Consider the following 22,943-nt stretch of genomic DNA (forward strand, 5'->3'; position numbering starts at 1 on the left):
GAGGGAAACACATGATAAAAAACAGCAAACGTTTTTTTGCACTACTTCTAACAGTAGTACTTGTACTTTCAGGGTCTTTTGTGACCTTTGCTGCAAGTAGCTATGAAGAAGCACCGTTACCTCGAAATCTCATTCTTTATTCAGAGATTGGACAGAAGCTAAAGGAATTGAAAGCGTCAAACCCAAGTCTTATGAATTATGAAGTGATTGGACAATCGTTGGAAGGAAGAGATCTCTATTTGGTCACAATTACAGATGCTGAAGGTATGAAGCATCTGGAACGTTATCAAAAATTCATGCAGGATGCGGTAAACAATCCCGAAGATGCACTAAAAGCATTAAAAGAAACATCGGATTATAAGGTGCCGGTCTTTTTTAATGCGAGTATCCATGGGAATGAAACTCCTGGAACGGACGGTGTACTAAAACTGATTGAAACCCTATTGACTGATAAGAGCCCACAAGTTCAAGCAATATTAAAGAATTGTGTTGTTTTAATTAATGTAAGTCAAAATCCGGATGGAAGGGTAAGTGGATTGCGTGAAAATGCATCGGTGACAGACCTGAACCGTGACTATATTACGCAGAGTCAACCAGAAACAAAGGCTGTTGTAAAGCATATTGCTACGAAATGGTTTCCAACGGCAATGCTTGATCTTCACGGATTTATGACAACAGAAAATGTACTGTTAGAGCCATGTACCATTCCTCACAATCCGAATTACGAATATGATCTGTTATTGGATCACGCATTGCCACATGCAGAGATGATAGCAGATGAAATTACCCAAGCAATCGGATGGGGTGTAGACATCCCTTATCAAGTATGGGAAGACGGCTGGGATGATTATCCACCGATTTTTACACCACAATACTTCATGTATTTAGGTACTATTTCACATACTTTAGAAGTAAAATATGCAAACCAGGAAGGTGTAGAAACAGTTTATGCCGCTTGTATGGCTTCTTTAAAATATGTAGTTGAAAATAAACAGGAATTATTGGAAAATCAATTTAAAATTTATGAAAGAGGTGTCAAGGGAATTGAAGAAGAAGAAGATATTCATTTCCCTTATGCTTATATATTACCAATGAATGAGAAGCAGCAAAGTGATTCTCTGCAAGCAGCAAAGATGATTCAACATATGTTAAACAATGGCATTCAAATAAAGATAGCGGAAAAGCCATTTGAAGCAGATGGGATAACCTATCCAGAAGGAACTTATGTAGTGCCTCTTAATCAAGGACTGAGAGGACTTATTAATACCATGCTTTGGAAAGGAGAAGATGTCAGCCCATTGGCAAATGCTATGTATGATATTTCAGCGTATTCCTTCCCAATGCTTTGTGGATTTGATACCATAGCAGTCGACAAAGCTTTTACTGCTGATCTTACTTCTGTGGCAGAGATTACAATGCCTGCAGGGAGTATGGATGCCGCAAAGAATAGCAATTATGTTATTTTAGTGGAAAACAATGATGCATATAAAGCAGCAAATATTTTAGCGAAAGAAGGTTTTAAAGTATATCGTTCCATGGATATGGTAAGCAGCTATCCGGCAGGAACGTTTGTTGTTCCGGAGCAAAATGGAATCTTTGAACGATTATCCGCACTTGTAAAAGAAGAAGCCATTCAAGTAAAGAGTGTTGGAGAAACTCATGCAACGTTACTTCCGATTACGTTAAAAAAGATTGCGGTTGTTGAGGAAGATGGCGGTACCTATACTGCAATGAAAGAAATGGGTTTTGATGTTACCGCAGTCTCATATAAAAAGTTAAATAAGGGATATGATTTAAAAAAGAACGGGTTTAACGCATTGGTTGTTTCCGGTTCTCAATATTTCTGGGAAGATAGCTACGATGACACTGGAACGACTTGGTCGCTGGATGAAAGAGCGATTAAACAGTTAAAAACCTTTGCAAAAGAAAACGATTACATTGGTATGGGATATGCCGGTGTCATGTTGAATGAGGAAATTAAAAAATTAAAAACTGAATTTTATTATATTGAAGATGAAGATGGTGGGCAGACTGCCGAAAATGGAATTTGTACGTTTGATGCAGATAGATATGATCCAATTACCTTTAATTTTGGAAAAAAGGAAACGGTTTTTGCCTTTAAACCTATTTGGTTTAAAGGATTTTCAGGTAATGCGGTTGCAAATGCGACCTATGGTAAGGGTAAGGATATGTATTTAGCTGGATTTTGGCATGAACCACAAAAAATAGCTGGAAAAACAGCAATTATCCATGACAATAGTCCAGCTTATGATGCAGTACTTTTTGGAATCATCCCAAGTTTTCGCAGCTATAATCCTAATACATATGGCATGACTGCAAACGCTCTTTATTATATTGGTTATGATGAAAAATAAACGACTAAAAAAAATTGGAGTTGTCCGCATTTGTTGACAACTCCATATAAAACATAATTTTAATAATATTATAGAGAAGGGTAAGGCAATTAGTGTTTCTCAAAGTCGCCGGTATAATTTTTATCTATGGTAATCACTGGGTGATATAAAGAATTATATTGCTGAAGCCCTTCTGTTAATTTTGACTTCAATTCACTTTCGCTCATATTGCATTGCGGCGAAACGACTATATCAAAAATAATGTTATGGTGTGTATAGCCTTGAACGACTCTAACATCATGTACATCCAAAATGGTTTCGTTTTTAGAGATAAGCTCATTTAATTGTTGTTTTACCGTTAGTGTTAAAGGGTCTTTGTAATCTACAGGATCCATATGAACGACAAGATGTATGTGCAATTTTTCACTTAAGGTTCGTTCGATGTTATCAATCACATCATGGCTTTCCATTAAATTTCCATGTGCATCGACCTCTACATGTACGGATGCAAAAATACGAGAAGGACCATAATTATGAACAACCAAATCATGAATACCTAAAACTTCAGAATGCGATAAAATTTGTTCGCTAATCGCTGTTACTAATTCTGGATCCGGAGCTTGACCAAGTAATGGATCTGCCGTTTCTTTGACAAGCTGAAAACCGGAATAAACGATAAATAAAGCGACCAAAATACCTAAATAACCATCAAGTTGGAGTCCTGTGATTTTTCCGATTAGGATACCTGCTAATACAACTGACGTTGAAATGACATCGTTTCGGCTATCGGTACCAGTTGCCTTTAAGGTAGAAGAAGAAATGGCTTCGCCCATTTTTATATTAAAGAAAGCTTGCCAAATCTTTATTAAAATTGCAACAATTAAAACTGCAACTGCAACGTAGCTAAAGTCCAACTCGTCCGGATGAATTATTTTATCAATGGAGCGAATGCACAATTGGATACCCAATACAATAATAAGGACCGAAACAATAACACCCGTCAGATATTCAATACGAGCGTGTCCGTAAGGATGATCCTCATCTGCGGGACGAGATGCTAGACGAAAGCCAATTAAGGTTATAAAGGAAGACGAAGCATCCGCTAAATTATTAATTCCATCGGCTAAGATGGCAATGCTATGAAACACTAATCCAACAATAATCTTAATCGTGCATAGAAGAACATTCGAGGCAATGCCGACGGCACCTGCTAATTTTCCGTAGCTTTCTCGAACTTGTGGGTCTTTTATGTTTTCATAATCCTTAATAAAGGTTTTTATCAATAATTTTCTCATAGTTTCTCCTGTTTTGGTTCTATTTTCATTTATTCCTAAAAAATACTATAATACTTTTATTATACGCTGGATTAAACGGAAAGTAAATTGTATGCAGGCAAATGGAAAAAGGTAGGAAGTATATTTTAAATATGATAAGATATGTATAACGATTTGTCATAAGGAGGCACGGTTAGATGACATTTAATTTAGAAAAATTAAAGGAAGAGAATGCAATGCTTTTACCTATGATGGAAGCCGAAACTATTTTTTGGCTGAATCCTAATAATGGAGAAGTAGCAGAGTATCCATTTAATGAAAATGATGTTGCAGAAGTAGAAGCACGACTTAGACGTTTTGCATCTTACCTTCGGATAGCATTTCCACAGACAGAAGCAACAAATGGCATTATTGAATCTCCATTGATTGAAATCCCGAAGATGCAAAAAGCATTGTCTAAACGTTATGGCATTGCACATCGAGGGACCTTGCTTATGAAATGTGACAGTCATTTACCGGTATCTGGCTCCATCAAAGCGAGGGGTGGCATTCATGAAGTTCTAAAATTTGCGGAAGACATTGCAATCGAAAATGGTTTGCTGAAAAAAGAAGACGATTATGCAGTACTGGCAGAACCTCGTTTTAAGGAATTGTTCTCCCAATACAGTGTAGCGGTAGGTTCGACCGGAAATTTAGGCTTGTCCATTGGTATTATTAGCGCAAAACTTGGATTTCATGTAACCATTCATATGTCATCAGATGCAAGGCAGTGGAAAAAGGACATGCTTCGAGAAAGAGGAGCTATAGTAGTAGAATACCCGGATGATTATCAGAAAGCCGTTGCGGAAGGAAGAAAAGAAGCAGCCAAAGATCCAATGTGTCATTTTGTTGATGATGAAGGTTCAGCTGACTTGTTTTTAGGCTATGCAACTGCTGGAAAACGATTGGATCGCCAGTTGAAAGAAAAGGGCATTGTAATTGATGAAGACCATCCGATGTTCGTTTATTTACCTTGCGGTGTAGGTGGTGGACCGGGTGGTGTGGCATTTGGTTTGAAACAGGTCTATGGTAGTAATGTACATTGCTTCTTTTCAGAACCAACCCATGCACCTTGTATGGCACTTGGTATGATGACGGGACTTCATGATAAAATTGCTTGCAGTGACATTGGCTTAGATGGAAAAACAGCTGCAGACGGATTGGCGGTTGGCAGAGCTTCCAGATTAGTGGGTAAAATAATGGAAACTCAGTTAGACGGCGTGTTTACTGTAGAGGATGAGGAACTTTATCAACTTCTTTTCTTACTATCAGAAGAAGAAAAACAATACATTGAACCATCGGCTTGCGCAGGTTTTCCTGGCATTGCAAAGGTATTATCGCATGAGGAATATCTAAAGAAAAACGGATTAGTTGATAAAATGGATCAAGCCGTTCATGTTGTTTGGGCGACAGGTGGAAGCATGGTACCGACGGAAGAGATGCAGGATTATTTAAAAAAGGGAAAAGAGTTGATCTAAGTCATATAGTTGTTTGTTATAGCTAATAGGAATGATAATTAGGGGAATAGGTAGTTTTTATGAGTACCATTTTAGTTGTGGATGATGAGAAAGAGATTGTTGACTTAGTAGAAATCTATTTGAAAAGTGAAGGTTTCTCAATTGAAAAGGCTTATGATGGAAATCGTGCTTTGGAACTTATGGATCAAAAAGAAATTGATTTACTTATTTTAGATGTGATGATGCCAGGAATGAACGGCCTTGAAGTATGTCAACGCGTCCGATATAAAAGAAAATTACCAATCATTATGCTAAGTGCAAAATCAGAGGATGTTGATAAAATAATGGGCCTCGGTATGGGAGCCGATGATTACGTTACAAAGCCATTTCATCCTTTGGAATTAATTGCTCGTGTTAAGTCGCAGCTAAACCGTTTTGCGCAATTAACCGGAGATTTAGGAGAAGATAATAATGAAGTAAGTATTCGCGGATTATATATGGACAGCCGAAGTCATAAGGCTACGGTATTTGAACGTGAAGTTGAATTAACTCCTACAGAATTTGATATTTTATTTTTGTTAACGACTCATGCCGGAAAAGTTTTTTCTGCAGAGGAGATTTTTCATAAGGTATGGAAAGAAAAATATTTGGATTCCAACAATACTGTAATGGTACACATTCGTAAAATAAGAGAAAAAATAGAAGAAAACGCAAGAAAACCAAAGTTTATTAAAACGGTTTGGGGTGTCGGGTATGTGGTTGAAAAATGAATAAGAATGAGTTTACAACGTTAAAATTAAAATTAATCTTACGCATTGTTGGAAGTGTTTTTTTTGCTGCCATTGCTGCCTTGCTTGTTCTTCATTTAGCAGTGGATGGTTTTTTACAGGAACCGGTGGCAGATTTTGCAGATCAGCTGGGTATTTACCATTTATTGCTTAAACTTAAAATTCCTCTTATCATACTTATGATTGTTGTTTTTCTTCTTTTTGGTATTTTTCTTGCGATGGACAAGCTTTCTTATTATTTGAATGCAGTCAGTCGAGGAATTGATCAAGTTTTTGATGAACAAAAGAACATCGTTGAATTACCGGATGGTCTTGAGGCTATGGAGAAAAAGCTGAATCGCGTTAAGTATGATTTACAAAAACGTCAATTAGAAGCGAAACAGAGTGAACAGCAAAAAAATGATTTGGTAGTATATTTAGCACACGATTTACGAACACCGATGACTTCTATATTAGGTTATTTGAGTCTTTTGGATGCAGAAAAAGATATGGCAAAAGAAACGAAGGAAAAATACAGCAACATTGTATATGAAAAAGCAAAGCGTATGGAGCTGCTGCTTGATGAACTTTTTGAAATTACAAGATTTAATGCTACCAGTATGGAATTAATTGAACGAAAAGTAAATCTTAATATTATGTTAGAGCAGCTAATAGAAGAGTTTTATCCACTTATGGCAGAGAAAGAATTAACTTATAAGGTTATACAGCAGGAAAACGTAGAGTTAATTGCAGATTCCGATCAATTAGCACGTGTTTTTGATAATTTATTAAGAAATGCAGTTGTTTATAGTGAACCGAAAACGGAAATATTAATAGAACTATTAAAAACGGATCATTCCGCTATTATAAGTTTTACTAATTTTGGGATAACAATTCCAAAAGAAAAATTAGAACGTATTTTTGAACGGTTTTACCGTGTTGAGGAAGCCAGAACAACGGACAGCGGTGGTGCCGGACTAGGGCTTGCCATTGCAAAAAAAATTGTAGAACTTCACAATGGAACCATTAAATCGGAAAGTGAAAATTTAAAAACAGTTCTTACCGTAGAACTCCCTCTTAAGAAATCTTTAAGAAAATGATAAGGAAGCGGTAATGTATTCCCCCTTTTTTGCGATATAATAGTCGTACAAAAGGGGTTTTTTATTGAGGAGAGAGCAAATGAAAAAGAAAACGTTGATAAAAAGTGTAATTTGTTTTAGTCTAGTTGGGGTTACAGCATTTGGATTAAATCAAATGATAAAGAAACAGCCAGATTTAACTGGAAAGTACTTACAAAATATGGTGGTTTCTGCAGTAGAGCCGGACAATGAGACGCTTGCAAATCAAGATTATACAGTATTGGTTAATGCAGAGCATCCCTTACAGAAAGAATACGTACCGAGAAATTTGGTCACTGTAAGCTACACAGAAGAAAAGTTAACCGAGGTAGCGGCGAAACAAATGTCTGCTATGATAAGAGAATTGGAAAAGGAAGGGTATACGATTCTGCCTCTTAGCGGGTATCGTTCTTATGATCGTCAGCAAACGTTGTTTGATCGTAAGGTATTTGAACTCATGCAGACAAATAAATCTTTAACGAAAGAGGAAGCAGAAAAAAAAGCAGCAGAGTTTGTAGAGATTCCCGGAACCAGTGAACACCAAACAGGTTTAGCTATGGATGTTGCTTTGCGAGATGATGAAGCAGATCCACCTATGGAAGAATCACCAGAAGGGAAATGGCTCATAGATAATGCTTATCGATATGGTTTTATCGTACGATATCCTAAAACGGAAGATGCAAAAAAAGATGTTTCTTATGAACCGTGGCATTTACGCTATGTTGGTACTGAATTAGCAGAGCAATTACAAAAAAGTGGAGAGCGCTTAGAAGAATATAAGGAAAAAATATTATCTTAGTAAATTGGAGTATTAATAAACAAAATTTCAAAGGAAATGTTATAAAGATTTCCTTTGAAATAGTAGATAAAAGTAAGTCGTTTATAGGATCAAATATGACTACTATATTTAAAGCTACATAGATTAAATAAACTATAAACTTTAGTTTAGAAACATTATAAATAAAACATAAAGGTGTTGATTAAAAATCAATGAAATCTAAAATACCCGAAAGATACGCCAAAGCAACACCGTAATTGGTCATAGGGATTTCTTGTTCCTTTGCCAGGCCGATACGAGATAGGACGTATTGTCGGTTAAACATACATGCACCGCATTGGATGATTAAATCATACGAATGCAGCTTTTTAGGAAAATCAACTCCGCTGACGACGTCAATGGTCAACGCATTGCCGATTCGTTGGCGTAAGAGGCGGGGAAGTTTTTCGCGACCGATGTCTTCGGACAAAGGGGCGTGTGTACAAGCTTCTGCAATGAGTACGCGCGAGTGTGGAGTCAAAGCTTCGATGGCTTTGGCGCCTTCTAAGTAATAAGGCAAATCGCCTTTGTAACCTGCAAATAATACCGAAAAAGAAGTAAGCTTGCTTTGTGCAGGCTTCTTTTTATATACAGACTTAAATACCTGGGAATCGGTAATGATTAAATCCGGATCCTTAGAAAGGGAAGATAAAGCAGATTCCATTGTATCTGCAGTGGTGCTTAAAATGATGCATTTTTTATCCAGCAGCTCTCGAAGTACCTGCACTTGAGGTAAGATCAGACGTCCTTTTGGTGCTTGAATGTCTTGGGGCATGACCAAAAGAATCACATCACCGGACTTGGCTAACTCACCTGTAATGCTTTCTTTTTCATAGTTGAATGGCAGTGCATTAATGATTTCTCTTCGAACCGTTTCCACACTTTCTTTGTCATTTGCAGAGCAGACAACCGGGTACAAACCGGAATTCTTTTTAATGATTTGTATCAGATTTGTTTGTTGTTCTTTAGTCATAAGATCAGATTGACTTATAACAGCAATAACTGGAATATTCTTTTTTTCAAAAGCTTTGATCCAATTGCATTCTAAATCGATTGGTTCATTATGAAATAGAACTAGGGCTAAATCCGTTTTTTCCAGAGCTTTTTTTGTTTGTTCTACACGCAGATTGCCCAGTGCGCCTTCATCGTCAAAACCTGGCGTATCAATGAAGACGCACGGGCCGATTCCGTGTATTTCCATGGATTTATACACGGAATCGGTGGTGGTTCCGGCTACGTCCGAAACCACCGCAATCTGCTGGTGTGTTAAAGCATTGATTAAAGATGATTTCCCGCTGTTTCTTTTTCCGAAAAGTCCAATGTGTAAGCGGTTTGATCTGGGGGTATCGTTTAAACTCATGTTTTCCTCCGTTTTAAAAACGAAAATCTCGTTTCCCATTATGAAGCTCACCCAAGTATTCCTTTGCGATGGAACGTACTTTTTCATTCGTAATATTGTTAATTTCCTTGGAAATGAGGGCTTCCCCTTTTAACTTAGTATCTTCCGATGCATAATCTTCAAGATATTCTTTTAAGGTCATAAGTGCGTTTGGAAGACAACAATTAGCAATTTGTCCTGCCTTAACCAAGGTCATAAATCGATCTCCCGTACGACCTTCCCGATAGCATGCTGTACAAAAGCTTGGAATATAATCCATAGCCAAAAGCCAATTAACAATTTGGTCTAAGGTCCTTGTATCATTTAACTCAAATTGTGCAGAGTTATCTTCTTCTGCTTCTTTTTCTGCATAACCACCAACGCTGGTGCAAGAGCCGCCGCTGATTTGTGAGATTCCAAGATCCAAAACACGTCTTCTTGTTTCTTCGGTTTCTCTTGTTGAAATAATCATACCGGTATATGGAACCGCTATGCGTAATACTGCAACAATTTTAGCAAAAATATCATCATTAATGGCATTCGTAAAGTTATCCGGATCGATGTCGTCTGCCGGACGGATTCTTGGCACACTGATTGTGTGTGGACCAACTCCGAATGCAGCTTCTAGATGCTCTGCATGCATTAAAAGACCAATAAAGTCATAACGATATAAGTTGAGCCCAAACAAAACACCGATCCCTACATCGTCAATGCCGGCTTCCATTGCACGATCCATTGCTTCTGTATGGTAGGCATAATCATGCTTTGGCCCTGTCGGATGCAGCATTTCATAATTTTCCTTGTGGTAGGTTTCCTGAAATAAAATATAAGTACCAATGCCCACTTCTTTCAGCTTACGATAATTTTCAACGGTAGTAGCGGCAATGTTAACATTGACTCTTCGGATTGCACCATTTTTATGATGAATGCTGTAGATGGTGTTAATGCTTTCCAATACATAATCAATCGGGTTATTTATCGGGTCTTCACCCGTTTCAAGTGCAAGACGTTTATGTCCCATATCTTGTAAGGCACGAACCTCACGAGCAATTTCATCTTGCGTTAATTTTTTTCTGGAAATGTGTTTGTTCTGATGATGATAAGGGCAGTATACACATCCGTTTACACAGTAATTAGATAAATACAATGGTGCAAACATAACGATACGATTGCCATATAATTTTTGTTTGATTTCTTTAGCCAAAGCAAACATTTTTTCATTTTCTTCCTCAATCTCACATTCCAAAAGTACAGCGGCTTCACGATGAGTAAGCCCTTTACAATCTTTTGCTTTATTAATAAGAGAAGAAATCAGTTCCTTATTGTCTTTATTGGCTTTGGCGTATTCAATAGTAGAGAGAATTTCCTCATTATTGATAAATTCTTCGGCCTTTTTTGAAGCTGGATTATAGCGCATTTTGTTTCCTTTCTGGAGCATCGCCCCGATCTACAACTAAGATTCTATCTATGCTGTTCATACGATTGGTAAGACAGCCTTGACATTCTGCTGCTTCTTCTCCGGTACAGATTTTATTATCGTAAAGCATATATTTCTTACGAATGTTTACCGGAGATAAATTTGGCATAACCACATTGGCACCTGCTAAAATTCCGAGCTCACGGCCTTGTGGATGAATCGTTCCGAGTGCAGTGGTAGCAGGAAGAAGAACTTGCGGGAGCATCAATCGAAGAATACTAATTAAGCATAAGGTTCTCTGTAAGCTTCCGGCAGATTGATTTGCAAATGGAGTATCGTGATGCGGTAAAAATGGGCCAATGCCTACCATATGTGGCTGTAATTTATAAATGAATTGCAAGTCCTCAACCAGTGTTTGCGTGGTTTGGTAAGGAGAACCCACCATAAATCCAGTTCCGGTTTGAAATCCAATGTCCATTAAATCCAGCAAACATTGTTTTCTGCTTTCCAGTTTTTGCTCTGAAGGGTGCAGCTTACTATAGTGTTCCTTATTTGCCGTTTCATGTCTTAAAAGATATCGATCTGCACCCGCTTCAAAATAAGAACGGAAGCTTTCTTTACTCTTTTCTCCCAAGGAGAGCGTTAAAGCACAATCCGGGTATTTGGATTTAATTGTAGAAATGAGATCAATTAAAATCGCATCAGTATAATAAGGGTCTTCGCCTCCCTGAAGTACAAAGGTTCGAAAACCGAGCGCGTGGCCTTGCTTACAGCATTCCAATATCGATTCTTTCTTTAATCGGTAGCGTGAGGTATTGCAATTACTTTTACGAATGCCACAATAATAACAGTCATTCTTACAATAATTTGTGAACTCAATTAATCCACGCATGTAAATATGATTTTGAAACTGGGATAAGGTTACTTCTCTTGCTTTTTCAAACAGATAAGAGGAGAGTTCTTTCGAAAGGTTTGATTTTTCATTTTCTATGGAATCCTCCTTTTCTTCTAGTAACGATTTCTGGCTTATTGGCGATGCAGTTTCAATTAAGGAAAAAAGACAAGAATCGTCTAATGTTTTTTCTTTTAACAGTGTATCAATCAACTGTTTTCCTTGTATTAAATTTATCATTCGTTTGGCACCTTTGAGTATACGGTTTTTGTGCTGACATGAGGGAGCATTCCGATTTTCCCTGAAAGCGCACTGATGACATCGTTTGGAGCATCCATGATGACACTGATTACTGAGACATGGCGTTTAGGATAAGGTATTCCCATTCGACCAACAATATAGTCACCATATTCGTGAAGGAGTGCATTCATTTTCTCCACAGAATCCTTCTCTTCGACGATGATTCCAATTACTGCCATTCTAGTTTCCATAAAACAATCCTTTCTCTTTTTTATGTTTGCTTTAGTATTTGTAAAAAGGGTTTTTTTATTAAATCGATCCTTTTATCTATTCAAATTATAAACGGAATTAAGCAATAAAAAATTCCCTATACCCAGAGGTACAAGGAATTTTGCAATCAAAAATAAATGACAAATATAACATGCTTGGTATTTACAAAATTTTTGTAAATCAAAACATTGAAAATACAGTTAAAAAGTCACTCTCTTTTTTCGCCTTCCTACTCGGGACGAACCCTTGTACACTCAGAACGATTTTATGATTAAAGAGTAACATAGGAAAAAAAGAAGTACAAGGCTTAAATTTTGATTTTTTATAATTTTATAGAAAAATTAATCGAAAAAAATGGGTATTAAATTTCATTTATGGTAAGATAGAAAATAAATATATAAATTTATAGAGAGGAAATTCTGATGAAGCTAATCATAACTGCTGGAGGAACCACTGAACGAATTGACGATGTGCGTTCCATTACAAATACATCGACTGGTAGACTAGGAAATGCTATCGGCACTACGATTTTAAAAAATTATGGAGAAAATATAGAAACGTTATATTATTTACATGGACTTCGTGCAGTTCCTCCAATTGGTGATAATGTGGTACCCATTCCAATCGGTGGTGTAGCGGATCTTGAAAAAAATTTAAAAAAGCTTCTTGAAACAGAAGCCATTGACGGTGTAATCCATTCCATGGCAGTAAGTGATTATACGGTGAAAGAAGTAACGACGACAGAATCATTCAGAGAAGGAAAAACATTAGATAGCAGTAAAAAAATAAGCTCGGACATTGAAGACCTTGTTATTGTAATGAAAAAAACACCAAAAGTTATTAATTCGATAAAAAAATGGAGCCCGAATACAATTTTAATTGGATTTAAGCTTTTAAGTGATGTGACGAGAGAGGAATTGATTGATGTAGGTCATCATTTACTTAAGAAAAATGAATGTACATTTGTTTTGGCAAATGATTTAAAAGAAATAAATGCAAATGGACATGCTGGTTATTTGATTCATGAAGATAAAAGTTATGATTCCATGACAACAAGAGAAGAAATTGCAGAAACAATCAGCATACGATTGCTTGAGGAATTGAAAGAAAACGAAGCAAGATCGTAAAGAGGGGGAGAATAATGAAGCATGTACTTTTGGGAGTTACCGGAAGCATTGCCGCGTATAAGGCTGCGGATATTGCTAACCAGTTAACAAAATATGGGTACAGTGTAGACGTAATTATGACGGAAAGTGCAATGAAGTTTATTACTCCATTGACGTTTCAATCATTGACGAAAAGAAAGGTTTACACTGATATGTTCGAAGAAATTGTGCCGAGTGAAATTAAGCACATTTCTCTTGCAAAAAAAGCGGATGTATGCATTATTGCACCTGCATCTGCAAATATGATTGGGAAACTTGCCGGGGGCATTGCCGATGATTTTCTTTCTACCGTAATTATGGCAGTGAAGAACAAGCCGATTCTTCTTGCTCCTGCTATGAACACGAATATGTATGAGAATCCGATTGTACAGGATAACATTCAGAAGCTGCAACGGTTTGGTTACGGATTTATTGAACCAAAGGAAGCACTTTTGGCTTGCGGTGATTTAGGAAAAGGTGCTATGGCGGATGTAAGTACTATTGTAGAAGCTGTAAAAAACGAGATTTCTGAAAAATAAAAGAAAAAATCTTGCAAAGAATGATTCATTCGATGCAAGATTTTTTTACGATTTCCTACCTTTTATAAAAACATTTAATTATTCGAAGCTGGTTTTATTTTAACGCCGGTGATATTACACACCTCACTTGCCGTCAATCCAAACCGAATTAGTTTTTCTGCCATCTCTTCTCTTAATTGTACACTGGCTTTATCAGCACCTTGCTTAATACCTTGATACAATCCCATTTCGATACCATCTTTTAATCCTTGGTCATACTCCGTATTCATTAGAAAGTTTTGACGCAAGAAATAGATTTTATCTTGGCCCACTATCCTTAAAGCAGCTTCTTGTTTTTCTTCACATAGATTTTTAAAATATTTAATCATACTCATCATCTTTATTCTCCTTTATATTCAATTTATATTTAATTAGATTTTTATTGTTATAAGAATTATCGTTTACAAAATTACATCATTTAGATAAATCCTTCCCCCTCTGGATTGCCTTGAGAAACTGAGATAGGAATTACAATGATCTTTTTTAAAAACCAGTGCATATAAGCCTCCTTTCTACAATATAAAAGCTATGATCAATGATCACAGCCCGTTTTTTCTGTAATACTTCTTCTTCTTGTTTTATACCCTGAAATCGCGTATTTACACCATAAAAAACTGTAGCTATGAAAAATAGCTACAGTCCGTATTTACTGTCTATGTAATAAGTAAAAATTTACTTAACAACTACCGAATTTCCCGTCAGGTTGTTTTCTTTATTTTATGCAGGTCTTCTGGCTTATGAATCATTGTCTTTTTCCTCCTTCCCAAAGCATATGCTTCAGTGGATGAACTGCAACTGCAGAATATGGAAAAGACTCCTCATATACAGCGGCGGGACCGCACAGGATTGACACCTGTTTCCCTCTTAGCCGATTTCAGCGACTGCTTCATCGGAACATAAAATAGTTATTAAACTGTTAAATTTATACTATCAGTTTTTTCAAATTGCGTCAAGACTGTTTTTTACTCATAAAACTTTAGCAATGTTTCTTAAAATATCTTCAAGTGGCATAATTCCCATATTATGAATAAACATAACTTTATTTCCTTTACAGCAAGCCACAGTAATCATTCCACTTACTTGATAAGCGTAAACAGCATCCAACCCTAAATAATCTATTTTTTTAAGATTTTTTTTATTTATGGAAGTAAAATTATTTATGGGCAGTTCTTTGGATAGTGGCTCAGCCAATTTTTCAACAGTGACTTCATAGTATCGGATAGTCATAGAATTAAACTGATTTTTTTGGACAGCATAGTATTGGTTTGGAGCCAGTAGAGTATGCTTTACCTCCGCGTAATGATCTTCATTTGCGATGCCCTGAGATAACTTAGCAGGGTCTTCTGCTTGTTTCGTATCTTCAAGGAGCACAATCGGCATTTCTTTTTGCAGCTCACTGATAGAAATTCTCTCCGTATCAGAATAGATGCTTTTTATTAAAAAAATAACAGATAAAAGACAGATTGCTATTATAAAGTTTTGTAAGATATTTGATTTTTTTGAACGTTTACAGAAAAAATAGTTTTCCTGCTTTAAAAAACATTTTTTAGTCTGTATGATTACTTTGTACTCTCTTATGGCATCAAGCATCGTAGCGATAAAAATGAGCCCGATTAAAACATACCATATTGTAGAAATTTCCATAATAGTTTGTAATAAATTATCTCGATTCATGATTATTTTTAAGGCAATCGGAATAACTGCAATTAAGGTGACGGAAAGTCGTTTTAACATTTGTATAGCTATCCATTTTTTTAGAAACAGTAATGTATCTTTATTTAATCTGGGTGTGATATGGGTATAGATTCCTTGAATATAAAATATGTAATATTCATTACAGCTTCCTACAAAAGTAAAGCCTTGCTGCTCAATTTGTTTTATTTGCTTTACTGCATTTTTTTCATTTAAAATAAGAATTTTATATTTAATTTGTGCAGGAGAACCTTCTTGAAAATAAGCCGTCGTTTCATCAAAAGATTTAAGGAGAAGTCCTTTTTCTGCTTGATCATTCAACCATAATTCATTTTCATGCAGTAGATAGATCTTAGAAACCCATTTTTTTTGCTTTTTTTCTTGCTCAATCATAGTAATCTCTCCAAATTTAAAAATAACAGAAACTGTTACCCAAAGTAGATATAAATAAAATTTATGAAAAGAAAGTAAAAAATAAAAGACGCTAGTTACTATTCTTATGGAATACCAACTAGCGTTTTCTTATGGTCGAGGCAGCAGGATTCGAACCTGTTATTAAAATTACAAGAGCGTTGAAATTACTATACACTCTATTCGTCGTGTTGCATTTCGTGTTGTATTTTTTCAAAATGCTGCAACGCTACATCGGTAAATTTAGTCTCTTTATCACTCATTGTATGCTGGTAAACTCGTTTCAAAGTATCGTTTGTGTTCCATCCTCCTTGCCGCATGACGTACTGATCAGGTACGTTAAGAGCATGTAATATTGACGCATAATAATGTCTCAAATCGTGGAATCTAAAATGCGGTATACCATTGTTTTTCAAAATCCTTGAAAATCGCTTTGAAATCATATTGGGATTTAATTCGGTTATCTTTCCCTCGGTCGGTAACTTCTTAATCACAAATTCCGGTAATACAATATCTCTGTCACCAGCATAAGACTTTGTATATTTTAGTACCCAATTCTTATTTTCGTCTTGTACGAGTGCCTTTCTTACTTTTACGGTGTTCTTAACAATACCATCGGCATACAAGGCACAAATCTCACTTCTACGCAACGAACCGAACGCTGATAGTATAATGGGTATCTCCATGCAAGTTTCTTTCACAGAATCAATTAATTTCGTTATATCACCATCTGTTGGTACATACAATCTACTCTTCTGTTTTTTAGGTAAAGTGACATCGAGTTGCATTGGACAGTATGTGTTAATTGCAGCTGTTAATAAAGCATATATATTTGATACAGTCTTTGGGGATAATGGTTTTTTAGTTTTAACTGATATTCGTTTTGAAATATCATTTATCGCTTTTTGGATTGAGATGGTATCAAGTTTGTTTAGTTTAATATTCTCTATTTCTTTAAAATCTCTTTTACGGCTCCTTTTATACTCTGCTATTGTATCAGGTGCAAGTATCCCATCTTTGCTTGATATATAAGAGTCAATCGCTTCTCCTACCGTCATATTGGATGGCTTTCGTTTACCTTTCTTATTTCGTGCGAATTGGGATGCCAAATATTCTGCTTCTGTTTTTTCGTTGTCAGTAAACGATTCGTATATTCTTTTGCCGTTTTCGGTATGGCTATATACCTGAACCCTCCAAGATCCTGACGGCAATTTTTTAGCTTTTGCCATTTTTAATACCTCCTTGAAATATAGAGGCTGAATGTGATACAATCCAATTGATGAGTTAGGTTGTTCCATACAGCCTTTCTAGAACATTCGCTCCGGTGGCCGCCGGGGCGTTTTGTTTATATTATAAGTACCTTGTACAAGACTCTATTATTTCTTTTGAGTATTGATAAATATCATCGATAGTATCTATATTATAACGGATAGGTTTTTTATTCTCGTCAGCTATAGTAATAAATTTAATGGATGAAGTGAGGTGGACTCTGCAAATCCATTTTCTATTGTTGTCATCGAGAAGTATTCCGAAATAGCTTTCAGTATCTCTGTAAACTATTCGAGTGCTTTCAACTGTAGTACGAAGAATAGATTTAATTATAGCGTAAGCTTCTAATTCCTCTATGGTAGTATTTATTTTATTAACAGGTTCATCTTCTAATTCGTCAACCTTACAAGTTTCGTCATTATTGGATAAGGCGGCTTCTTCGGCGGCTTCTTTGTTTAATGCACTTTTGATTTTATTGTTCATTAAATCATTAATATATTGGGAAATTGAACGTTTAACGAGAGGTGAAAATTTTTCGATTATTTTCTGACTTTTTACACCTTCATACACATCATTTAGCACGTATTTCACGAATTCAGATGATGGGTTCTCTATTTCTTTGGCAAACCAGTCTTTTATTAATTGACTATACTTTAAATCAGAAGCAGAATTTAAAATATTATCAACGTCTAAATTTCCCTTTACGAATCTTGATATTTCTGCAATATCTCTATCTTTTAAATTTAGTAAATCAACTGATAGAAAAAGCTTTGAATCCATTTTATTTTTATCTTCTAAATCTGTATAAAATCGATATACAATACCATTAGTAAGTATGGCAAACTTAGATGATGTTGTTCCAAAATACCTAAAAAGCTGAGACCCATGTTTGTCTAAATTTTCATTACAAGGTTTGCATTCAATTAATATTAATGGCTTTTGGTCAATCATTATTGCGTAATCTACTTTTTCACCTTTTTTTATTCCTACATCTGCAGTAAATTCAGGAACAAATTCTAAGGGATTAAAGACATCATACCCAAGCATTTGAAAAAAGGGCATAATTAATGATGTTTTTGTAGCTTCTTCTGTTGGTATAGAATCTTTTAAGGATTCAATACGTTGCGTAAATTGATTGATTTTTTCATTAAGTTCCATAACACGACTCCTTTGCAACATAATGTGATCGTCTTACCAAAGATTGTCGTTTCTAAAGTTTTATGTCAATGACGCAAATATAACTTTAGAATTTTACTTCGCATTATATGAATGCTGTATTTAATTATAATATACCATTTTTAAATAGTGAATTGGATATGAATTATTAAATCATTTTTATGAAAGAGTATAATGGATTCTTTTTTAGATCAATATTTTGTGTTGATAATTGACTTCTGGATAATATTTTTAAATCATCTAAGTCTGTACCAGAATAATATTGACACATTTCATAAGCTAAGCTCTTTACTCTATTTTTTATAAAAGATTCAGTTACATTATAACGTTGAGCATATGATTCTGCGACGAAGCAAGCATTCCGCCTAACATTGATACCTAATCTTTTTGCGTCAATTATATCGTCACAAAATTGTTTTATAAAAATTTTATAAGGTAATATTAATTCAGCAGATCCCTCATTTGCTTGCCATTCCATAAATTTGTTCTGGTTTGGCATAGCTTTTTCAAAACAATGAAAGGATTGTGTTTTAGCATTGCGGTGTTCAACAAGATGTATTAACTCATGGCCACAATCAAAATTCTTTTCTTGTGCGTTTCTGTTTTCATTTAGGATGATAATATCCATTCCATCAAATGTATTTCGTTTTGTTGCGAGTCCTCTTAAGCCAGTTGTAAAAAATGGTACTTCTTTCACTGTCAAATGTTTAAAAGACTTACATAATTCAATTGTATTAATAGGGTAATTTGATAGGGTAACTCCCCATCTATTTCTATGTTCTTCAATCCTCTTATAAAGCGTGACTTTATTTAAGTAATTGTGCATCTCATATCTCCTATTTTTTTTCGTTCTTTCTTATATCTTTTATCATATTAATTGCCATCATTATGTCCCGAGGATCTATTTCATTTTCTTGGGCCTCTTTTGCAAGGCTAAGATATACCCCGTCTAATTCTTCTATTTCTTTTTGCAATTTTGTATCACAGACACCATCATCTTCTTCACCCGTCAGCAAGAATCTTTCTGACACGCCCAAGAATTCAGATATGGGTTTAATGTAAACGGCTTTAGGTTCAGTGCCTCGTTTTTTCCAATTAACAAATGTGCTTTGTGCAACTCCTATAGCATCACAGAAAGTTTTTTCATTCACCCCTTTTTCTTTTATCAGTTTAACTATTCTGTTTATCATTATTTTTTCCATATCTCCACCTTCTAAAAAATATTTCCAAAAAGTGAATTATAGTTATTGACACATTCCAAAAAGTGAAGTATATTGTAACTAAGGAATTCACAAATTGGCAATAAAAATCAGAGTGTCATTAAAAAATACACTTTTTAGCATTTTCGTATATATGAATTTGTCTCAACAACATAAATATATTGCAAATGTGAACAAAAGTCAATGGTTTCCTTAAAAATAATTCACAAATTTGAATAACGAAAGGTGGTGAAGATTGTGGCTAAGAGACCTAGGGAAAAGTGGCAAGCAGAAGCAAGGCTTAAAATGGAATGCATGGGAATCGGATATAAAGAGTTAGCGGAAAGAATAGGCTCCACGCAAGGTACCGTCGGACAAGCAATGTGCAAAAATTATAGCAGTAAAATTAAGCAAAAAATCTGCGACTATCTCGGCATAGATGCGGATGAAGAAAATGTTAGTTAGGAGTACATATGAATCAATTAAAAATTTTCGAGAATCAAGAATTTGGACAAGTTAGAACTTTAGAAGAAAATGGTAAACCGTTATTTTGCGGTAGTGATGTTGCTAAAGCATTGGGTTATGCAAAGCCGCACAATGCAGTAAGCACACATTGTAAGGGTGCTACCCTAAAACGGGGTATCATAGATAGCCTTGGAAGAGAGCAAGCTGTTAATTTCATCACCGAAGGCGACCTTTACCGACTCATCGTAAACAGCAAGTTACCGACCGCAGAAAAATTCGAATCATGGGTATTCGATGAAGTCTTACCGTCTATCAGGAAGCAAGGTTCGTATAAGATTCCACAGACAAAACGCGAAGAAGTCGCTTTGTTCTTGGGAGCTTTAGAAGAGCAAGAAGAGAAAATTGAAGCCGTCAATGAAGACTTGCAGAAATTTAAGAGAGATATTCCGATTTTCGGAGTTGAATGCGACAGAATCACAAGCGCAGTCAAGGGAAAAGGTGTTACTTGTATGGGTGGTAAGAAATCCGCTGCCTACAATGACAAATCACTTAGAGGGAAGATTTACTCAGATATTTACTGCCAACTCAAAAGAGAATTTGATGTAACGTCTTACAAAGCAATTAAAAGGAATCAAGCCGATTTGGCGATTGACATTATCAGAAATTACAAGATGCCGTTGGTGCTAATTCAGCAGGTTGAGCAGTTAAACCAACAGGTGGCTATGTAAGGAGGTAAACGATGCCAAAACTAAAGGAACGTCCCGAAGTTACGCAGGACAAGCAGCTTCAAGGAAAAATAGCAGAAAAAATGGTCATCAATGGCATTGATACGCAAAATGAATTAGCCGAAAGGTTAGGAATCCATCGTACAACGCTAATTTGTAAGCTAGCCGACCCCGACAAATTCAGCCGGAGAGAATTGAGACGATTATTTACGATTCTGAAATTTTCGGATGAAGAAAAAGGCGCAGTAATGTAGTTAAAAAGGAGGATATCAATGAACAAAGCTTTAGAAGAAAGAAATAAACCTATGACGGTGGATTATGGTAGCAGCGTCTGCCCATCTTGTGGCAATGCTCTTCTCCAAAGATACCAAAACCACTGTCAACATTGTGGACTGGCATTGTCTTACGAAGAATGTTTAGATGAAGGTTCTAATTTTTTCGTCAGACGTAAATTAAACAACGGTTCTGAGATTATTACAAGCATCACGCACGAAAACGTATTCACACAATGTCCTGTTTGTGGAAAAGAGATTCAAGTGGATTTGCAAGAGATCCTAAAAGATAAAGAAGGGGAGTTATTCGGTACTTCAATTTATTGTAAAGAGTGTTGTGAAGGTTTGTGAGTTAGAAAAAGGCATGGTTATGTGAAAGGAGAAGAAATGAAATTATACAAAGGATTTAACAAAAATCTACAATGTAGAGGGTTTCAGTACGAAATCGGTAAGGAATTCGAAGAGTTAAGCGCAGATTTATGTCGTAGAGGTTTTCACGCTTGCGAAAATCCGCTAGACGTATTTGGATATTACAGTCCGAACGAAAGTCGATATTGTGAGGTCGAGCTTGACGATGTGTCGAAAGAAACAAGCAACGATAGTAAAAGGGTTGGGACAAAAATAAAAATCGGTGCAGAGATCGGAATCAAAGGCTTAATCGATGCGTTTATAAAATTTACGTTTGACAAGGTGGATTGGAAAAACGCTAAAGAATCTAACACAGGTGACCGAAGTGCAGCTACTAACACAGGTGACCGAAGTGCAGCTACTAACACAGGTGACCAAAGTGCAGCTACTAACACAGGTTACCAAAGTGCAGCTACTAACACAGGTGACCGAAGTGCAGCTACTAACACAGGTGACCGAAGTGCAGCTACTAACACAGGTTACCAAAGTGCAGCTACTAACACAGGTGACCAAAGTGCAGCTACTAACACAGGTGACCGAAGTGCAGCTACTAACACAGGTTACCAAAGTGCAGCTACTAACACAGGTGACCAAAGTGCAGCTACTAACACAGGTTACCAAAGTGCAGCTACTAACACAGGTTACCAAAGTGCAGCTACTAACACAGGTGACCAAAGTGCAGCTACTAACACAGGTGACCGAAGTGCAGCTACTAACACAGGTGACCAAAGTGCAGCTACTAACACAGGTGACCGAAGTGCAGCTACTGTTGAGGGAGTAGAGTCAGTTGCTATGTCGGTCGGTATCAAGGGAACCGCAAAAGGAATCAAAGGCTGCTGGTTAGTTCTTGCAGAATGGGAATGCACAGACGAATGGCATAGAAAAGATGTTAAATGCATCCTGGTTGACGGAGAAAAAATTAAAGAAGACACATTTTATAAGCTAGAAAACGGAGAATTTGTTGAGGTTTAAAGGAGGAAACATGGAAGAAAGAGCGAGACGAAGAAAGAGACAGAGGGTTATTAAAGACATCACTAGTATCGTATTAAAAATCATCCTAGCGTTTGCATTACTAACCATCATCAGCAACCAAAACGCGGCGGCTCAGATGCAGACCAATACGCTCAATAAATTAAACGATTTAAGCGTGGAAATTGATGATATAGGCACAATCACACCATCGCCGGAAGAAGACAAGCCTACGGTTGGATTAAGCGACGAAGAACGTGAACTAATCGAAAAGGTCGTCATGGCAGAAGCGGAAGGAGAACCCATTGAGGGGAAGATGGCAGTTGCACAAGCTATAAAAGACAGGTCCGAATTATGGGATATGACAGTAACAGAAGTTGTTCTACAGCCCGCACAATTTACAAAGCCATCACAAAAGACGGTAAACAGTGAAGTGATCCAAGCAGTATCGGCGGTGTTTGACAGTGATATTAGTATATTTGACGATCCGGTGACACACTTCCATAATGATTCGGTAAGTCCATACTGGATTGATGGGAAGATTAACCGTGGAAGTATTGGAGGGCATACGTTTTATTATTGAGACGGAGAAAGTAAAGGAGGGGTGCAGA

The 22,943-nt window shown here is 36.3% G+C and carries 24 protein-coding genes and 1 riboswitch; of the genes, 13 read left to right on the forward strand and 11 right to left on the reverse strand.

Annotated elements, in window-relative coordinates:
• Positions 1–11 precede the first annotated feature (11 nt).
• A complete protein-coding gene (locus I2490_RS13040; RefSeq protein WP_206460191.1) occupies positions 12–2,375 on the forward strand; it encodes a M14 family zinc carboxypeptidase in 2,364 nt (787 codons plus the stop codon).
• Between the two features lie 89 nt (positions 2,376–2,464).
• On the opposite strand, the gene I2490_RS13045 is transcribed toward I2490_RS13040, so the two are convergent.
• Positions 2,465–3,649, reverse strand: a complete 1,185-nt coding sequence (locus tag I2490_RS13045) for a cation diffusion facilitator family transporter (protein WP_206460192.1) — start codon at positions 3,647–3,649, stop codon at positions 2,465–2,467.
• A gap of 176 nt (positions 3,650–3,825) precedes the next feature.
• Between I2490_RS13045 and I2490_RS13050 the strand changes: the two genes are divergently transcribed.
• The 4 genes from I2490_RS13050 to I2490_RS13065 all read left to right on the forward strand — a co-directional run bounded on the left by I2490_RS13050 (position 3,826) and on the right by I2490_RS13065 (position 7,808).
• Entirely contained in the window at positions 3,826–5,145 is a 1,320-nt protein-coding gene (locus I2490_RS13050) for a D-serine ammonia-lyase (protein ID WP_206460193.1), read from the forward strand.
• Positions 5,146–5,204: 59 nt separating this feature from the next.
• Complete coding sequence (locus I2490_RS13055) at positions 5,205–5,894, forward strand: response regulator transcription factor (RefSeq protein WP_206460194.1); 690 nt, start codon at positions 5,205–5,207, stop codon at positions 5,892–5,894.
• Positions 5,891–6,991: a sensor histidine kinase gene (locus tag I2490_RS13060; RefSeq protein ID WP_206460195.1), complete on the forward strand. Its 1,101-nt coding sequence runs from the start codon at positions 5,891–5,893 to the stop codon at positions 6,989–6,991. The genes I2490_RS13055 and I2490_RS13060 overlap by 4 nt, the downstream gene beginning before the upstream one ends.
• Positions 6,992–7,070: 79 nt before the next feature.
• Positions 7,071–7,808: a M15 family metallopeptidase gene (locus tag I2490_RS13065; RefSeq protein WP_206460196.1), complete on the forward strand. Its 738-nt coding sequence runs from the start codon at positions 7,071–7,073 to the stop codon at positions 7,806–7,808.
• 181 nt (positions 7,809–7,989) lie between these two features.
• On the opposite strand, the gene hydF is transcribed toward I2490_RS13065, so the two are convergent.
• Genes hydF through I2490_RS13085 form a run of 4 tightly spaced genes read right to left on the reverse strand, consistent with a single transcriptional unit; the run spans position 7,990 to position 12,004 of the window.
• Positions 7,990–9,237, reverse strand: a complete 1,248-nt coding sequence (gene hydF, locus I2490_RS13070) for a [FeFe] hydrogenase H-cluster maturation GTPase HydF (RefSeq protein WP_330634654.1) — start codon at positions 9,235–9,237, stop codon at positions 7,990–7,992.
• Positions 9,200–10,621, reverse strand: a complete 1,422-nt coding sequence (gene hydG, locus I2490_RS13075; RefSeq protein ID WP_206460197.1) for a [FeFe] hydrogenase H-cluster radical SAM maturase HydG — start codon at positions 10,619–10,621, stop codon at positions 9,200–9,202. Before hydG ends, hydF begins: the two co-directional genes overlap by 38 nt.
• A complete protein-coding gene (gene hydE / locus I2490_RS13080) occupies positions 10,611–11,753 on the reverse strand; it encodes a [FeFe] hydrogenase H-cluster radical SAM maturase HydE (protein ID WP_206460198.1) in 1,143 nt (380 codons plus the stop codon). The genes hydG and hydE overlap by 11 nt, the downstream gene beginning before the upstream one ends.
• Positions 11,750–12,004 (reverse strand): TM1266 family iron-only hydrogenase system putative regulator, encoded by a 255-nt coding sequence (locus tag I2490_RS13085; protein WP_206460199.1) that lies wholly within the window; start codon positions 12,002–12,004, stop codon positions 11,750–11,752. The genes hydE and I2490_RS13085 overlap by 4 nt, the downstream gene beginning before the upstream one ends.
• Before the next feature lie 441 nt (positions 12,005–12,445).
• Here I2490_RS13085 and I2490_RS13090 point away from each other — a divergent pair, with 441 nt between their 5' ends.
• Together I2490_RS13090 and coaBC are read left to right on the forward strand one after the other, a co-directional pair.
• Entirely contained in the window at positions 12,446–13,150 is a 705-nt protein-coding gene (locus tag I2490_RS13090) for a phosphopantothenoylcysteine decarboxylase domain-containing protein (RefSeq protein ID WP_206460200.1), read from the forward strand.
• 14 nt (positions 13,151–13,164) lie between these two features.
• Positions 13,165–13,707 (forward strand): bifunctional phosphopantothenoylcysteine decarboxylase/phosphopantothenate--cysteine ligase CoaBC, encoded by a 543-nt coding sequence (gene coaBC, locus I2490_RS13095; RefSeq protein WP_206460201.1) that lies wholly within the window; start codon positions 13,165–13,167, stop codon positions 13,705–13,707.
• 74 nt (positions 13,708–13,781) lie between these two features.
• Here coaBC and I2490_RS13100 read toward each other — a convergent pair whose 3' ends face one another.
• From I2490_RS13100 to I2490_RS13125, 6 genes are all read right to left on the reverse strand, one after another.
• The gene (locus I2490_RS13100; protein ID WP_206460202.1) at positions 13,782–14,084 is read right to left on the reverse strand and encodes a hypothetical protein; all 303 of its coding nucleotides are present in this window, start codon (positions 14,082–14,084) and stop codon (positions 13,782–13,784) included.
• 365 nt (positions 14,085–14,449) lie between these two features.
• A riboswitch (cobalamin riboswitch) is annotated at positions 14,450–14,661 on the reverse strand.
• 51 nt (positions 14,662–14,712) lie between these two features.
• Positions 14,713–15,831, reverse strand: coding sequence for a DUF2812 domain-containing protein (locus tag I2490_RS13105; protein WP_206460203.1), 1,119 nt, complete (start codon positions 15,829–15,831; stop codon positions 14,713–14,715).
• Positions 15,832–16,028: 197 nt separating this feature from the next.
• Positions 16,029–17,078, reverse strand: coding sequence for a site-specific integrase (locus I2490_RS13110; RefSeq protein WP_206460204.1), 1,050 nt, complete (start codon positions 17,076–17,078; stop codon positions 16,029–16,031).
• A 121-nt stretch (positions 17,079–17,199) separates the two neighbouring features.
• Positions 17,200–18,276 carry a type I restriction endonuclease gene (locus I2490_RS13115; protein WP_206460205.1) on the reverse strand — a complete coding sequence of 359 codons (1,077 nt, stop codon included), beginning with the start codon at positions 18,274–18,276 and terminating at the stop codon, positions 17,200–17,202.
• A gap of 166 nt (positions 18,277–18,442) precedes the next feature.
• Complete coding sequence (locus I2490_RS13120) at positions 18,443–19,120, reverse strand: ImmA/IrrE family metallo-endopeptidase (RefSeq protein WP_206460206.1); 678 nt, start codon at positions 19,118–19,120, stop codon at positions 18,443–18,445.
• A 10-nt stretch (positions 19,121–19,130) separates the two neighbouring features.
• A complete protein-coding gene (locus I2490_RS13125) occupies positions 19,131–19,496 on the reverse strand; it encodes a helix-turn-helix domain-containing protein (RefSeq protein WP_206460207.1) in 366 nt (121 codons plus the stop codon).
• Positions 19,497–19,751: 255 nt separating this feature from the next.
• Between I2490_RS13125 and I2490_RS13130 the strand changes: the two genes are divergently transcribed.
• From I2490_RS13130 to I2490_RS13160, 6 genes are read left to right on the forward strand one after another with little or no spacing between them, the layout of a single operon-like run.
• Positions 19,752–19,958: a hypothetical protein gene (locus I2490_RS13130; protein ID WP_206460208.1), complete on the forward strand. Its 207-nt coding sequence runs from the start codon at positions 19,752–19,754 to the stop codon at positions 19,956–19,958.
• An 8-nt stretch (positions 19,959–19,966) separates the two neighbouring features.
• A complete protein-coding gene (locus I2490_RS13135) occupies positions 19,967–20,686 on the forward strand; it encodes an ORF6C domain-containing protein (RefSeq protein ID WP_206460209.1) in 720 nt (239 codons plus the stop codon).
• Positions 20,687–20,697: 11 nt separating this feature from the next.
• Positions 20,698–20,937: a hypothetical protein gene (locus I2490_RS13140; protein WP_206460210.1), complete on the forward strand. Its 240-nt coding sequence runs from the start codon at positions 20,698–20,700 to the stop codon at positions 20,935–20,937.
• Between the two features lie 18 nt (positions 20,938–20,955).
• Complete coding sequence (locus I2490_RS16725; protein ID WP_245157183.1) at positions 20,956–21,306, forward strand: hypothetical protein; 351 nt, start codon at positions 20,956–20,958, stop codon at positions 21,304–21,306.
• 36 nt (positions 21,307–21,342) lie between these two features.
• Positions 21,343–22,335: a DUF7666 domain-containing protein gene (locus tag I2490_RS16730; protein ID WP_245157184.1), complete on the forward strand. Its 993-nt coding sequence runs from the start codon at positions 21,343–21,345 to the stop codon at positions 22,333–22,335.
• A gap of 10 nt (positions 22,336–22,345) precedes the next feature.
• Entirely contained in the window at positions 22,346–22,915 is a 570-nt protein-coding gene (locus tag I2490_RS13160; RefSeq protein WP_206460213.1) for a cell wall hydrolase, read from the forward strand.
• Positions 22,916–22,943 lie beyond the last annotated feature (28 nt).

It is taken from the genome of Anaerovorax sp. IOR16, from assembly GCF_017168145.1.
Lineage (GTDB): Bacteria > Bacillota > Clostridia > Peptostreptococcales > Anaerovoracaceae > IOR16.

Coding starts and splice junctions, on each gene's coding strand:
- I2490_RS13065 (WP_206460196.1), top strand. CDS start 7,071: ATGAAAAAGAAAACGTTGATAAAAAGTGTAATTTGTTTTAGTCTAGTT.
- I2490_RS13040 (WP_206460191.1), top strand. CDS start 12: ATGATAAAAAACAGCAAACGTTTTTTTGCACTACTTCTAACAGTAGTA.
- I2490_RS13085 (WP_206460199.1), bottom strand. CDS start 12,004: ATGGAAACTAGAATGGCAGTAATTGGAATCATCGTCGAAGAGAAGGAT.
- I2490_RS13125 (WP_206460207.1), bottom strand. CDS start 19,496: ATGGAAAAAATAATGATAAACAGAATAGTTAAACTGATAAAAGAAAAA.
- I2490_RS13060 (WP_206460195.1), top strand. CDS start 5,891: ATGAATAAGAATGAGTTTACAACGTTAAAATTAAAATTAATCTTACGC.
- I2490_RS13090 (WP_206460200.1), top strand. CDS start 12,446: ATGAAGCTAATCATAACTGCTGGAGGAACCACTGAACGAATTGACGAT.
- I2490_RS13110 (WP_206460204.1), bottom strand. CDS start 17,078: ATGGCAAAAGCTAAAAAATTGCCGTCAGGATCTTGGAGGGTTCAGGTA.
- I2490_RS13135 (WP_206460209.1), top strand. CDS start 19,967: ATGAATCAATTAAAAATTTTCGAGAATCAAGAATTTGGACAAGTTAGA.
- I2490_RS13160 (WP_206460213.1), top strand. CDS start 22,346: ATGGAAGAAAGAGCGAGACGAAGAAAGAGACAGAGGGTTATTAAAGAC.
- I2490_RS13115 (WP_206460205.1), bottom strand. CDS start 18,276: ATGGAACTTAATGAAAAAATCAATCAATTTACGCAACGTATTGAATCC.
- hydE (WP_206460198.1), bottom strand. CDS start 11,753: ATGATAAATTTAATACAAGGAAAACAGTTGATTGATACACTGTTAAAA.
- I2490_RS13045 (WP_206460192.1), bottom strand. CDS start 3,649: ATGAGAAAATTATTGATAAAAACCTTTATTAAGGATTATGAAAACATA.
- I2490_RS16725 (WP_245157183.1), top strand. CDS start 20,956: ATGAACAAAGCTTTAGAAGAAAGAAATAAACCTATGACGGTGGATTAT.
- I2490_RS13055 (WP_206460194.1), top strand. CDS start 5,205: ATGAGTACCATTTTAGTTGTGGATGATGAGAAAGAGATTGTTGACTTA.
- I2490_RS13050 (WP_206460193.1), top strand. CDS start 3,826: ATGACATTTAATTTAGAAAAATTAAAGGAAGAGAATGCAATGCTTTTA.
- I2490_RS13140 (WP_206460210.1), top strand. CDS start 20,698: ATGCCAAAACTAAAGGAACGTCCCGAAGTTACGCAGGACAAGCAGCTT.
- hydG (WP_206460197.1), bottom strand. CDS start 10,621: ATGCGCTATAATCCAGCTTCAAAAAAGGCCGAAGAATTTATCAATAAT.
- I2490_RS13120 (WP_206460206.1), bottom strand. CDS start 19,120: ATGCACAATTACTTAAATAAAGTCACGCTTTATAAGAGGATTGAAGAA.
- I2490_RS13105 (WP_206460203.1), bottom strand. CDS start 15,831: ATGATTGAGCAAGAAAAAAAGCAAAAAAAATGGGTTTCTAAGATCTAT.
- coaBC (WP_206460201.1), top strand. CDS start 13,165: ATGAAGCATGTACTTTTGGGAGTTACCGGAAGCATTGCCGCGTATAAG.
- I2490_RS13100 (WP_206460202.1), bottom strand. CDS start 14,084: ATGATGAGTATGATTAAATATTTTAAAAATCTATGTGAAGAAAAACAA.
- I2490_RS16730 (WP_245157184.1), top strand. CDS start 21,343: ATGAAATTATACAAAGGATTTAACAAAAATCTACAATGTAGAGGGTTT.